This is a genomic window from Candidatus Kuenenia sp. (assembly GCF_039794105.1).
In the GTDB taxonomy this organism is placed as follows: Bacteria; Planctomycetota; Brocadiia; order Brocadiales; family Brocadiaceae; genus Kuenenia.
Map to the genome: position 1 here is coordinate 152,345 of NZ_JBDIWA010000003.1, position 12,828 is coordinate 165,172.

12 protein-coding genes are annotated in these 12,828 nt (G+C 42.0%); 11 read left to right on the top strand and 1 reads right to left on the bottom strand.

Annotation, left to right across the window (positions count from 1 at the left end; translation table 11 throughout):
* The first annotated feature begins 279 nt into the window (after positions 1–279).
* The 11 genes from ABJL82_RS03485 to lysS all read left to right on the top strand — a co-directional run bounded on the left by ABJL82_RS03485 (position 280) and on the right by lysS (position 11,551).
* Positions 280–1,248 (top strand): ROK family glucokinase, encoded by a 969-nt coding sequence (locus ABJL82_RS03485; protein WP_347273327.1) that lies wholly within the window; start codon positions 280–282, stop codon positions 1,246–1,248.
* Positions 1,215–3,017, top strand: a complete 1,803-nt coding sequence (lepA, locus tag ABJL82_RS03490; RefSeq protein WP_347273328.1) for a translation elongation factor 4 — start codon at positions 1,215–1,217, stop codon at positions 3,015–3,017. The genes ABJL82_RS03485 and lepA overlap by 34 nt, the downstream gene beginning before the upstream one ends.
* Positions 3,018–3,030: 13 nt before the next feature.
* Positions 3,031–4,536 (top strand): S26 family signal peptidase, encoded by a 1,506-nt coding sequence (locus ABJL82_RS03495; RefSeq protein ID WP_347273329.1) that lies wholly within the window; start codon positions 3,031–3,033, stop codon positions 4,534–4,536.
* Between the two features lie 2 nt (positions 4,537–4,538).
* Positions 4,539–5,357 carry an LPS export ABC transporter ATP-binding protein gene (gene lptB / locus ABJL82_RS03500; protein ID WP_347273330.1) on the top strand — a complete coding sequence of 273 codons (819 nt, stop codon included), beginning with the start codon at positions 4,539–4,541 and terminating at the stop codon, positions 5,355–5,357.
* Between the two features lie 416 nt (positions 5,358–5,773).
* The gene (locus ABJL82_RS03505) at positions 5,774–6,520 is read left to right on the top strand and encodes a M23 family metallopeptidase (protein ID WP_347273331.1); all 747 of its coding nucleotides are present in this window, start codon (positions 5,774–5,776) and stop codon (positions 6,518–6,520) included.
* A 16-nt stretch (positions 6,521–6,536) separates the two neighbouring features.
* Entirely contained in the window at positions 6,537–6,755 is a 219-nt protein-coding gene (locus tag ABJL82_RS03510) for a zinc ribbon domain-containing protein (RefSeq protein WP_347273332.1), read from the top strand.
* A gap of 367 nt (positions 6,756–7,122) precedes the next feature.
* Positions 7,123–7,611 carry an HIT domain-containing protein gene (locus tag ABJL82_RS03515; RefSeq protein WP_347273333.1) on the top strand — a complete coding sequence of 163 codons (489 nt, stop codon included), beginning with the start codon at positions 7,123–7,125 and terminating at the stop codon, positions 7,609–7,611.
* Position 7,612: 1 nt separating this feature from the next.
* Complete coding sequence (gene ispD / locus ABJL82_RS03520) at positions 7,613–8,293, top strand: 2-C-methyl-D-erythritol 4-phosphate cytidylyltransferase (RefSeq protein WP_347273334.1); 681 nt, start codon at positions 7,613–7,615, stop codon at positions 8,291–8,293.
* 237 nt (positions 8,294–8,530) lie between these two features.
* Complete coding sequence (locus tag ABJL82_RS03525) at positions 8,531–9,205, top strand: hemerythrin domain-containing protein (RefSeq protein ID WP_347273335.1); 675 nt, start codon at positions 8,531–8,533, stop codon at positions 9,203–9,205.
* Positions 9,206–9,327: 122 nt separating this feature from the next.
* Positions 9,328–10,014 (top strand): family 16 glycoside hydrolase, encoded by a 687-nt coding sequence (locus ABJL82_RS03530; protein ID WP_347273336.1) that lies wholly within the window; start codon positions 9,328–9,330, stop codon positions 10,012–10,014.
* 103 nt (positions 10,015–10,117) lie between these two features.
* Positions 10,118–11,551 (top strand): lysine--tRNA ligase, encoded by a 1,434-nt coding sequence (lysS, locus tag ABJL82_RS03535; RefSeq protein WP_347273337.1) that lies wholly within the window; start codon positions 10,118–10,120, stop codon positions 11,549–11,551.
* Between the two features lie 55 nt (positions 11,552–11,606).
* On the opposite strand, the gene ABJL82_RS03540 is transcribed toward lysS, so the two are convergent.
* A complete protein-coding gene (locus ABJL82_RS03540; RefSeq protein WP_347273338.1) occupies positions 11,607–12,776 on the bottom strand; it encodes an HD domain-containing phosphohydrolase in 1,170 nt (389 codons plus the stop codon).
* Positions 12,777–12,828 lie beyond the last annotated feature (52 nt).

Genomic DNA, 12,828 nt, shown 5'->3' on the forward strand with positions numbered 1-12,828 from the left:
TCGGCAATCGGCAATCGGCAAATTGCAGATTGGGGATTGGGGATTGGGGATTGGAGCATTCGGCAATCTACAGTTATTTCCCGGCAAAATGAAGCTTTTATCCGCACCGCCAGGCACTTTTAACCCCGCATGATGCATGGTGTTGCGTCCTATTACGTTTCAGCCTGATAGCTTTATATGCCTTGATTTGCCGCAATACTTTTGTTACCATTTACCATTTCATAAAATTATTTATAAAATGATTTTTTTTAAATCGTAAGCAGGGGTTTACCAATAAAGGTGCTGGATTTGTGCAAATATATCATCGGCGTGGACTTGGGCGGCACTAATTTAAAAGCCGGCATTGTTGGGCGGGATGGCAACATTTTGCATCAGTTTTCAATAAAAACGAACGCCCATGCTGAATCACAGATAATTTCTCACCAAATATGTGAACTTATCGCCGGAATAATAAAAAGTGCCCGCATTGAGAAACCCGATATTCTTGGTATAGGGCTTGGTTCTCCGGGACTGATTGATAAAAAAGGCGAGACTATTTTGTTTTCACCTAATTTATCCAAATGGCGTGATATTCCCATTAAAAGAATTATATCCGATACATTTGGCTTGCCCTGTATCCTGGAAAATGATGCAAATGCAGCCGCCTGGGGAGAAAAATGGGTAGGGGCCGGGAAAGACGTCAGTTCATTGGTAATGTTAACGCTGGGTACGGGAATCGGTGGCGGTATTATACTGGATAATAAGTTGTGGCGGGGAATAAATAATACGGCCGGAGAAATAGGCCATATGTCGATACAAGCAGACGGCCCTCTGTGTAATTGCGGCAATTATGGATGTATTGAGGTGTATGCATCCGCGCCTGGCATGGTAAGACGATTCAGGGAGTTATTGGAAAGCGGCAAGGCTTCATTATTAAAAAAGGATGAGGAAATTACCGCTAAGAGGATCAATGAAGCTGCCGTACAGGGAGATGGTGCATCGTTGAGTATTATTGAAGAAACGGGGCGCTATCTCGGCATTGCTATCGTTAATATCATACACATATTGAATCCCGGGGCTGTTGTATTGTCAGGGGGCCTGATTGGTTCCGGAGAATTGTTAATGCGTCCGGTTAAACGGACAATAGAAGAAAGGGTTTTAAAGGCATCATATAAGGATACGAAAATACTATTTTCACAACTTGGTACTGATGCGGGAATAATAGGAGCTGCCGGATGTCTACTGAAAGAATTAGAAATTTCTGCATAATTGCACATATCGATCACGGAAAGTCAACCCTGGCAGACCGCCTTCTGGAAAGGACGCAGGCTATATCGACGAGAGAATTCCGGAATCAGATGCTTGATGATATGGATTTAGAACGCGAACGCGGCATTACCATAAAGGCAAGTGCGGTGGCATTGACGCTCAGGCGCGGGGAAACAGAGTATAATTTAAACCTCATCGATACCCCGGGCCATGTTGATTTTAGCTATGAAGTATCGAGGAGTCTGGGTTCCTGTGAAGGGGCTTTGCTGCTGGTGGACGCCTCGCAAGGTGTGGAGGCGCAGACTGTCGCCAATGCCTACCTTGCAATGGAGCATGATCTGGTAATTATCCCCGTGGTAAGTAAAATTGATTTGCCGTCGTCACGCCCTTATGAGGTATTAGCCGAAATGGAAAAGACCCTGGGCATTAGCGCTGAAGAGGCGTTAATGGTGAGCGCAAAGAGCGGAGAAGGCGTTGATCAGATTTTTGACGCTATTATTAAATATATCCCACCGCCAAAAGGCGATCCCAATGGGCCGCTGCGGGCGTTAATTTTCGATTCGGAGTATGATGCGTACAGGGGCGTCATTATTTACCTGCGTGTCTTTGACGGATCGTTAAAAGTGGGCGATGAAATATTCATGATAAAAACACGGCGTTCGTTTAAGGTGGAAGAGGTCGGCGTCTTTAAACCAAAAATGACGCCCAAAAACGGACTTTTTACCGGTGAAGTAGGATATTGCATCGCCAATATCAAGTCCATTCGCGATGTTAAAGTAGGCGATACTGTCACCTTAAACAAGGAAAAAGCGGAAAAACCATTAACCGGCTACCGGCAGCCAATACCAATGGTCTATTGCGGCATCTATCCTGTGGACAATGCCGATTTTAAAGTGCTTCGTGAGGCGCTGGAACGTTTAAGCCTGAACGATTCTTCTTTCAGTTTTATCCCTGAAACTTCCCAGGCGTTGGGATTCGGCTTCCGGTGCGGATTTCTCGGGCTTTTACATATGGATATAGTGCAGGAACGTCTGGAACGGGAAAGCCATATCAATATAGTACAGACGGCGCCTAACGTAACATATGAAATTTTAAAAACAAACAAAGAAGTAATCAGAGTCGATAATCCCGAAAGTGTTCCACCTGTAAATGAAATAGAAGAATTTCGGGAACCAATGGTGCGTGCCAGTTTTGTCTTGCCTACAGAATATTTAGGAGCTATCATGCAACTTGCTGAAGCAAGAAGGGGCAGATACAAAAGCACTGAATATTTAAGCGAAAAACGTGCGATTCTTGTATACGAATTGCCCTTAGCGGAAATCATTTTTGATTTCTTTGATAAAATGAAATCGGCATCAAGAGGCTATGGAACATTGGATTACGATTTAATAGGATACGAACCTACCGACCTTGTAAAATTAGATATCCTCGTTGGCGGGAAAAGGGTAGACGCCCTTTCAACCATAGTACACAAAAAGGATGCAGAGGTCAGAGGAAGAAAACAGGTGAAGAAGTTAAAAAAAGAGATTTCCAGACACCTGTTTGAAGTGGTTTTGCAGGCGGCTATCGGGAGCAGGGTAATTGCCAGGGAGACCATTAAACCTATTGCTAAAAATGTTACGGCCAAATGTTACGGCGGAGATATTACGAGAAAAAGGAAACTTCTGGAAAAACAGAAAGAAGGGAAAAAACGTATGAAATCGGTGGGAAACGTGGAAATACCCCAGAAAGCATTCTTGTCCGTACTGTCGATTGATGATGATGAATAAAAAAGGGTGGTTTGTGTTCAAAAATAAGGAAAACACTAAAAAGACAGATTTACCGGAAAAAAAGAAAAAGCGCAAACATAAGTTACGCGAAAATATAGAATCAATAGCTATAGCGGTGGCATTAGCATTCGCTATCCGTTATTTTGTAGTAGAAGCATTTAAAATTCCGACAGGATCGATGGCGCCTACTCTGTTGGGCGTGCATAAGGACGTCAGTTGCCCTAACTGCAACTGGAGTTTCTATGCCGACCGCCAAAGCGAGACCGCTACCTGCCCCAATTGCCAATTTGAAATAAATACCTCTCTTTACTGCACTGCATGCAATGGCAAGATCCGATATAACTGGCCCCCCTGGCTATGGAGAAAAGGCACATGCTCCGCTTGCCAAACAAAAATAGCATGGAAGGACTTGTCAAACCGGGTTACGCATGGCGGCAACAGAATACTGGTAAATAAATTCTGGTATACATTTACCAAACCGAAACGCTGGGACGTCATGGTCTTTGTCTATCCGTTCTATGATATAAAATGTAAAAGCTGTTCGGTTCTGATACCTGATGTAAAATGGCGTGACAGTTTATCCTGTCCGCGGTGCGGTTCTACAAAATTTTCAAAAAAGAAGAAGAATTATATTAAACGGCTGATTGGATTGCCGGGTGAAAAGCTGCAGATCGTAAATGGTGATATTTATATAAACGACAAAATACAAAGAAAACCTGAAAAAGCACAGAATGCGTTATGGATGCCTGTTTATAACGGTAATTACACCATACATGAGGAAGTGGTCCCTACCTGGATAATAGACAATGAATTTTGGAATGTCAGTGAGAAATCACTGTCATTGAATAATCTGAATAAAGATAATTCCGGGACTTCACTGGTTACTTTTGGACAACAAATATCCGACCAAAACGGTTACAATAACCGTTCCGGAGAGAATGAAATGGGAGACGTCAAAATAAGCCTTGACGTTACTCCGGCAAAAGGCTCGCATCGATTGGAATTTGTTCTTGAAAAAAATGAAGAGGTCTTTTCCGCCAGTATTCCCATCGAAGATATCACAAACAAGTGTACTCTTTCGAGGTCAAATAATGTTGTAGTGGAAAAAGATTTTCATTTAACCGCCGACCAGACACATAAGATAGAATTTTCCAATGTAGATCATATCGTATCACTTAAGGTAAATGACGTTAATGTATTTTCATTCGACTATGATAACGGGAGTATCCCCGCGTTCCGCCCATTTGACTCAAGCAGGGTGCGTTTTGGCGGAACGAACGCAAAGGTGAAGTATGATAATATTCAAATATATCACGACATTTACTATACAAGCCTTTCGGGAGATACCTATGGCACTTTCCAGCCAATTCAACTGAAGGAAAAAGATTATTTTGTATTAGGGGACAATAGCAGGAACAGTAACGATAGCCGCGTGTGGAAGTTTGTTCCAGAAAAGAATGTTGTAGGGAAGGCATTTTTTGTATTCTGGCCATTAGAAAACATCAACTTTATTAAATAAATATGAACTTACTCCGAACAGAAGGGTTAACAAAATCTTTCGGTAAACGCACTGTTGTAAACAATGTCAGTTTCGAAATAAACAGAGGCGAAATAGTCGGATTGCTTGGTCAAAACGGGGCAGGGAAAAGCACCTCTTTCAATATGGTTATTGGAATTATTCGACCGGATAGCGGAAGGGTAATTTTTCAAGATGAAGACGTTACCCATATGCCGATATATTTACGGGCGCGTAAAGGCATGGGATACTTATGCCAGGAACCGTCTGTTTTCCAGCGTTTAACGGTGGAAGAAAACATTCTGGCTATCCTGGAAACCCATAGATACAATTCTCATGAAAAATACAAATTACTTGTCGATCTGCTTGCCGAATTCAATTTGAAATCGCTTTCAAAACATAAGGCATTTACCCTTTCCGGCGGAGAAAGAAGGCGTCTTGAAATTGCGCGGGCGCTTGCAAGCTCTCCTTCCATGATTTTGCTGGACGAACCCTTCACCGGTGTGGATCCTATTGCGGTAAATGAGGTGCAGGAAATCGTTTTAAAACTCAGAGATAAGGGAATCGGCATCCTTATTACCGACCACAATGTCCGGGAGGCGCTGAGCATTACCTCTCATTCATATATCATCAGCGAAGGCGAGGTTGTTGCAAAAGGCACAACACAGGAAATATTAAATAATCCGGTCGCGCGCCAGTCTTATCTCGGTGATAATTTCCCAAACAGTGAACACCGGTTAGCCGATTTTGATTATCAGCACAGGAAAATATCAACAGATAAAAAGAAAAAACCCATTGTTCGAAAAGATGCCATTACAAAATAGTGCCTTAAGCAGTAGGCAATCCTACAGTCTACAATCTTCGGCAATCGGCAGTTAACGAAGGACTAAGGACTCCTGGCGGGTTCGGGTTTGCAAACCAATGTCATTAAGTTAAGCGACCGGCCGCAAAAGTCCCCCTTAGAAAAGGGGGATAAAGGGGGTTGTTTTTGATCAAATATCCTTAACTTAATGACATTGGTTTGCAACCTGGACCCATGAGTTTATATGGATAATGGAGCCATGTACTGCGATAAAATTCCAATGCCCAAATCACAAAATCCCTGTTTGGCATCTGGAATTTATTTGTCAATCGTTATGCCAATAGAAGGCGGGATTGAAAGTATAAAACGTTTGGTTCAGGTTACAAACCTGAACCCGCGAAGTTAACCAATGACTAATGACCAGTATGTTGCCTTAATATGAATAGCATAAAAAGTTATTTACGTAACATTTATATCATCTTTCTCTCAGCCGTGTATGCATTGTTTTTTCTGGGTGGGTGCGCCACTCAACAAGAGAAAACGGAAATTCCCTTGCTTAAAGAAAAGCCGGTGGCTTCTGAAGAACCACAAAAGGCGATGACTACCTATACGATTATGAAAGGGGACACGTTGTGGCGTATTTCAAAAAATTACGGCGTGTCGGTCGAGTCAATTGTGGCGGCAAATCAAATAAAAGATATACGGGATTTAAAGATAGGACAGAAAATTACTATTCCCTCGAACAATCTTTCCTATAAGTCATATAGCAACCCAACAGTAAGCGCCATGCCGTCTCAAAACCGCGTTTCTTCAAAAGGTTTTATCTGGCCCGTAAAAGGGGATATCGTATCGCATTTTAACCAAACAAGAAACGGCAGAAAGTTTATGGGTATAAGTATACAAACCCATCCAGGACAAGAAATCGTTGCGGCAAAAAAAGGAACGGTAGAAGCGGTTTCCGGTTCGGACAATAATTTTTATGTGGTCGTAATCAAACATGATGGGGAAGTAAGAACTTTATATGGCGCCCATTGTATACCAGTTGTCGGGGAAGGAAACTATGTTGGACAAGGGCAGACAATTGCCACTTTTGACCCCCTCACGAAGGAAAGCAGCACAAAAGAAATTCACTTTAAAATATATGTAAAAGATACACCTGTTAACCCTGTTTCTTATTTACCTTAATGATGGAGAAAGCTATATGCCCGTATATGAATTTAAATGCAACAAATGCAACATAACATTTGAGGAATATTTTAAAAGCGCCTCTGAACAAAAAACGCTGTTTTGCCCTTCCTGCCGAAGCGAACAAGTTGAAAAAATATTTTCCGTTTTCGGCGCCTCAGGGACAGGCAATGGCAATCCTGCCCCCGCAGGAAACAAGGCGGGCGGAGGTTGTGGTTGTTGTGCAATGGGCTAATGAGCCTTTTCCGGCGCTTCGCCACTGCATCTGTTTGATAATGTTAATGTAGAGACGCATTGCATGCGTCTCTTTGTTTTGTAAACATTTTCATTACGCATAGCAGTTTCCAGACGCATGCAATGCGTCTCTACAAAATATCGAAAATTCCTAAGCTGGCATAGCCGGAACCAAACAAGCACGAGATAAGAAATACGAAATACGAAAAAGGAACCACAGATTACACAGATTGCACAGATTAAAAAATTAATCACAAACTTAACAATGACTAATTCAGAACATATTTCAGATTTTACAATTAAATATTTTGCCAAAAAACGGCAAAGAAATTACTGATAAGGTAAACGTTAAAATAAAGGGTTTTTGAATGATGAAAAATATATGGGCGCCATGGCGTGTGACGTATATTAAGAACGCGTCTGAAAAAGAGGCATGTTTTTTATGCGAAGCGTACAACGGCAGTTCGGAAGAGGAAAAACATATCGTATGCCGCGGCGAGCAATGTTTTTGCATTTTGAATAAATATCCCTATAACAACGGACACCTCATGGTTGTCCCAAACAGGCATGTGGCAGATATCACCGAACTTGCCGATAGTGAATTACTGGAGATAATGAAGATGACGGGTAAGATGCAAAAACACCTTTCATCGCTTATGAAACCAGATGGTTTTAATATAGGCATTAACCTGGGAAAATCAGCAGGCGCGGGGTTGCCAGGCCATATACATTTGCATATAGTGCCAAGATGGAACGGCGATACGAATTTTATGCCGGTCTTATCAGACGTAAAGATCATATCTCAGTCATTGGAAGATATTGCTGCGGAACTTAAAAAAAATATTTCGGGTGGGTAAAGTGAAAGTATCTGGCATCCTGGTTGGCGCCGGACTTGGGTTACGTATGGGAGGTGATGTGAAAAAACCTTTCATTCAGATCAACGATAAACCGGTATTCCTTCATACAATAGACCGGTTTTCCCAATGCAGCCTGATTAGCGAAATTATTCTGATTGTCGGAGAACCGGAGATAAATGTTGTTCTGGATACGTGGCGGGATTCGCTGGATGCATACAATATAAAAAAAATCGTTCCGGGAGGAAAAAGGAGACAGGACAGCGTGTTTAACGGTTTGTGCAATGTCGAAGCGGATGCGGAAATAGTGCTTATCCATGATCTGGTACGGCCGCTTGTAAAAAAAGAACATATAGAAGCGGTGATTTACAAGACAAGGGAACATAAAGCTGCAATCCTTGCCGCGCCAATGAAAGCAACAGTAAAAGAAGTAAATGACGATTTATCAATAAAGAGGACTATTCCCAGGAACAAGCTATGGATGGCACAGACCCCCCAGGGGTTTGAAAAAACGTTGATTATGAACGTCTTTCGCCAATTTCAACATACCGGTAGAGAATTCACCGATGACGCCCAAATGGTGGAGGAGGCAGGCCACCCCGTCTATATTGTTCCCGGCTCTGATGAAAATATAAAAATCACTACGCCTGATGATATACGTATTGCAAGGGCATTGTTAAAATAGGCTGTGTTTATCCAACGGCATTCATTTTTACCCACCCCTAACCCCTCCCAAGAGGGGAATTTGATAAGTCCCCTCTTGGGAGGGGTTAGGGGTGGGTTTGTTCATTGCATAACTGAAAATACTGCAATTCCTAAATATGAACGTTAAATCAGGCCGCATTTGGCAGCGACTTTGTTCTTTTGCAATGCGTCTCTACAAAATTTTGAATTTCTTATACATTAAAATAGAAACACATACATGAAAAAATATTGTATCCTCTTTACCATTATTCTTTGCCTGCCAGTTTTTTCCTGTGCCAACAAGGAACGCAGAACCTCTGATAGTTTTAAAAACTATGAAGGGTCTCATGCGTTTGCCACGGAATTGCTGAGAACTGATTTTGCGCTGCAGAAAAGGGTATTAATAACACTTGAGAAGGCAATAATGCTCATGGAAGACGACGTTGATTCCGTCAGCAAAGAAACATTTGAAAAGAGTATAGAGGTTATGAGTTATTTTTTTGATATTTGCCATATTGAAAAAGAAAACGAAATACTTTTTCCCTTTGTCAAAAATATACAAGGAGGTATGGAAAAGAAAGATTTTCTGGGACGGCTATTAATGGAGCATATATCGGCAAGAGACCGGAAAAGGGCTTTATCAGATGCAGTGAAAGGAATATCTTTAGGCAAAAAGGCGAGAAAGACTATCAAAAAAGCTGGTTACGGATATATCAAATATGTAAAAAAACACCTCCAAACGGAGGAAAAGGCTCTTTTCCCGTGGATAGATACGCTACTATCTCACGATGACCAGTTAGCTCTGATAGGACGGTTAAATGCGGTTGAGGAGAAATATATCAGTAACGGACTGCATGAAAAGTATTTCATAATGGTGGAGACCCTTGAAAAACAATTAGGGATATTCCACTGAATATGATTTACGAATTACGATTTACGAGGTACGATTTAAAACCCCAAATCGCAAATCGTACTTCGTAAATCTAAAAAGTTTATTTTTTATTTTTTTTATTTTTTTAACATATGGAGTTTGTTATGAAAAAATATGCGCTAATTATTTTTGTTTGTATGAATTTTTTAATAACCAGCGGCGCTTTTGCACAGCAGGGTCAAAAGGTGACTGTCGCCGAAATATTGGGAGAAAGGAAAGAGTATTATTTTGACAACGACGAGTTATCCAACACGCCTAAGGGATTTTTTGAAGCCCATACCGGCAGCGGTAAAAAGGGACAATGGAGGGTACTGAAAGTGCAGCACTCACCTTCTTCAGACAATGTCGTTGTACAGACAAAAACGGATAAAACTGCTAAGCGTTTCCCTTTGCTGATGGTTGAGTATATCGACTACAAAGACGCCATGGTATATGTAAAATTTCGCGCTGAAGGCGGAGAGATAGACCAGGCTGCAGGACTGGTCTTCAGGTATAAGGATAATCAAAACTATTATGTGTTAAGCGCCAATGCATTGAAAAACAATGTGCATTTATATAAAGTGTCAAATGGACAGCAAAAACTGCTTGGCGAAAAAAATATGCCCGTATCTTCAAACGAGTGGCATTTGTTAAAAGTTGTTTATGACGGGAAAAAGATACGCTGCTTTTTCGAAAATGCAATGGTAATTGAAGTTTTAGACGATACGTTTTCTTCCGGCGGCATAGGGCTTTGGACAAAATCCGATTCGTATGTATTGTTTGACGACCTCGTACTACAGGAAAATTCCTGACCCAACTACACAGAAAGATTAACGCAGTGCAGCGCTCTTAAATTGAGTTGATTGATGAAGATATTTCAATATGAATATTTGTTGCCAAAGGATGTAAATAGTAATGGAAAAATATGAACAGGAACGTTTTACAAAGCTGCAAAAATTGAGGGATAAAGGCGTCGATCCGTTTGGAGGACGATACGACAATGTACAATCAATACAAGCGATCCTTCAGGATTTCGCGCCTGACCGTGATGATATTAAGGCTAAGGCTGCCGGCCGCATCATGACGATGCGTCCGCACGGGAAAACAGTATTTTTAGACATACGTGACCGGACGGGTAAAATACAGGTGTATATAAAGCGCGATAAAGTAGGAGAAGATGCATTCGAAATCTCCCATTTACTCGACCTTGGCGATATTTTAGGCGTAGAAGGCACACTTTTCAAAACGAGAACGGGAGAAATAACGATCTTTGCGGACAATATTACCCTGTTGTCGAAATCGCTGCTTAACCCCCCTGAAAAATGGCACGGGCTGAAAGATATTGAACTCAGGCACAGACAGCGGTATGTTGATTTGTTTACAAACCAGGATGTTATGCAAACATTTTTAAATCGCATACAGATTATCAATTACATACGCGCATTTTTGAATGAGAGGGATTTTGTGGAAGTGGAAACACCCATGATGCAGCCAATACCAGGCGGAGCGGTGGCAAGGCCCTTTATCACCCATCATAATACCCTGGATATTGATTTGTATTTAAGAATCGCACCTGAACTATATTTGAAAAGACTGCTGGTGGGCGGCATGGAAAGGGTATATGAAATTAACCGCAATTTCAGAAATGAAGGCATTTCCACACGCCACAACCCTGAATTCACAATGATGGAATTATACCAGGCATACAGTGATTACAACGGCATGATGGAATTGACGGAAGGGCTGATCACCTCGCTGGCAATGAAAATACAGGGGAAATATGAACTCCCATTCGGGGAAATAACGGTCAATATGACGCCCCCGTGGCGACGCGCAACTTTCTGTGAACTTCTGGAAGAACACAGCGGCATATCATACGACGATGAAGAAGGGTTAATAAGGAAATCGAAGGAATTGGGTTTAGAGACAAACGGTATCAGCAGAGACAACATCGCCAATACCCTTTTTGAGGAACTGGTTGAAAAAACACTGGTAAACCCCACCTTTGTGCTGGATTATCCCACTTCAATCTGCCCTCTGACAAAAACGTGTGCGCACGACCCTCGTTTTGCCCAAAGGTTTGAATTGTACATCGCATCTATGGAAGTGGCAAATTCCTATTCGGAACTTAATGATTCGATAGAACAGGACAGAAGATTTCATGAACAAATTGGCACAGAAACAGATATTACCGGAAAGATTGATGAAGATTTTTTAACCGCCCTTAAATACGGAATGCCACCGGCAGGCGGTCTTGGGATAGGCATCGACAGGCTTATTATGCTGCTCACCAATAACGTTTCCATCAGAGAAGTTATCTTGTTTCCGCTGTTAAAGCCGAAACTATAGAATCTACAGTCGGCAATCGGCAGATTGCAGATTGCCGATTGTAGACTGTAGACTGTTAAGTGGTATTTTTCTCCGCAATTTGGAAAATGCTTAAATCATCCTGTTTTTCGTATATTTCCTCAAAACCCGGAGCGATATCAATAAATGTCTTCAATATCTTTGGGTCAAAGTGTTCGGGCATCGTTCTGCCGTCCCCCTTTGTGATAATCTCAACGGACTTCTGATGACTGAAAGCCGGTTTATACGGACGCTTACTTCTTAATGCATCATACTGATCGCAAAGCATTACTATCCTGCCTTCAATTGGTATATCTTCCCCCTTCAACCCGCGCGGGTAGCCCGTGCCGTCCCATCTCTCATGATGACACAAGGCAATTGACGCGGACATATGTATGTCCTCATGGGATGAACCGGAGAGTATCTTTTCTCCTATAGTCGTATGTGTTTTCATAAGGTTAAATTCTTCGGGCGAATGAATGCCTTCCTTTAACAGAATACTGTCAGGTATGCCTATCTTGCCAATATCATGCATGGGGCTTGCAAAGATTATTGTTTCAACAAAATTTGCAGGCATATTCAGAGCGTGGGAAATCTTCTGGGAATAAAGCCCTATTCTTAAAATGTGGGCGCCGGTCTCCGTATCCCTGTATTCAGCCGCCGCCGACAGACGTTGTATTATTTCCTTGCTCATGTGCTTCACCTGCATTAAGGCTTCTCTCAGCTCGCGCGTCTTTTTTGCCACCTCGCCCTCAAGCGTCCTTTTGTAGGTCTTTTCCATCTGTATGAGACGGTTGTGCCTCACCGCTTTTTCAATCACAGAGAGAAGATGTTCCGGCTTGTACGGTTTTATGACAAATTCGAAAACCCCTCTCTTTATCGCATCAATTGCCGTATTCAGCTCTGCGTATGCAGTCATCAGGATCGTTGGTATTTCCTCATTTATCGCATGGATTTTTTCAATCAGCTCAATCCCGGAAATCTGAGGCATCCTGAAATCCGTCAATACCACATTAAAATTATCCGCCTGAAATTTTTCCAGGGCGTCTCTCGCATTTTCACAGGCAGTGACGTCATAATTATATCTGGCAAGGATCAGGGAAACAGATTCACGAACGTAATAGTCATCATCAACTACAAGTATTTTAGATTTTTGCATTTCAGATACCACAGTTATTATTTTAAATCGCCAGTCGCCAGTCGGCAATCGGCAATCGGCAATCGGCAAATTGTGGACTGCCGACTGTAGACTGCCGATTGAGGATTGAGGACTGAGGATT

Coding starts and splice junctions, on each gene's coding strand:
- ABJL82_RS03525 (WP_347273335.1), top strand. CDS start 8,531: ATGAAAAAATATTGTATCCTCTTTACCATTATTCTTTGCCTGCCAGTT.
- ABJL82_RS03530 (WP_347273336.1), top strand. CDS start 9,328: ATGAAAAAATATGCGCTAATTATTTTTGTTTGTATGAATTTTTTAATA.
- ABJL82_RS03515 (WP_347273333.1), top strand. CDS start 7,123: ATGATGAAAAATATATGGGCGCCATGGCGTGTGACGTATATTAAGAAC.
- lysS (WP_347273337.1), top strand. CDS start 10,118: ATGGAAAAATATGAACAGGAACGTTTTACAAAGCTGCAAAAATTGAGG.
- ABJL82_RS03510 (WP_347273332.1), top strand. CDS start 6,537: ATGCCCGTATATGAATTTAAATGCAACAAATGCAACATAACATTTGAG.
- lepA (WP_347273328.1), top strand. CDS start 1,215: ATGTCTACTGAAAGAATTAGAAATTTCTGCATAATTGCACATATCGAT.
- ABJL82_RS03505 (WP_347273331.1), top strand. CDS start 5,774: ATGAATAGCATAAAAAGTTATTTACGTAACATTTATATCATCTTTCTC.
- lptB (WP_347273330.1), top strand. CDS start 4,539: ATGAACTTACTCCGAACAGAAGGGTTAACAAAATCTTTCGGTAAACGC.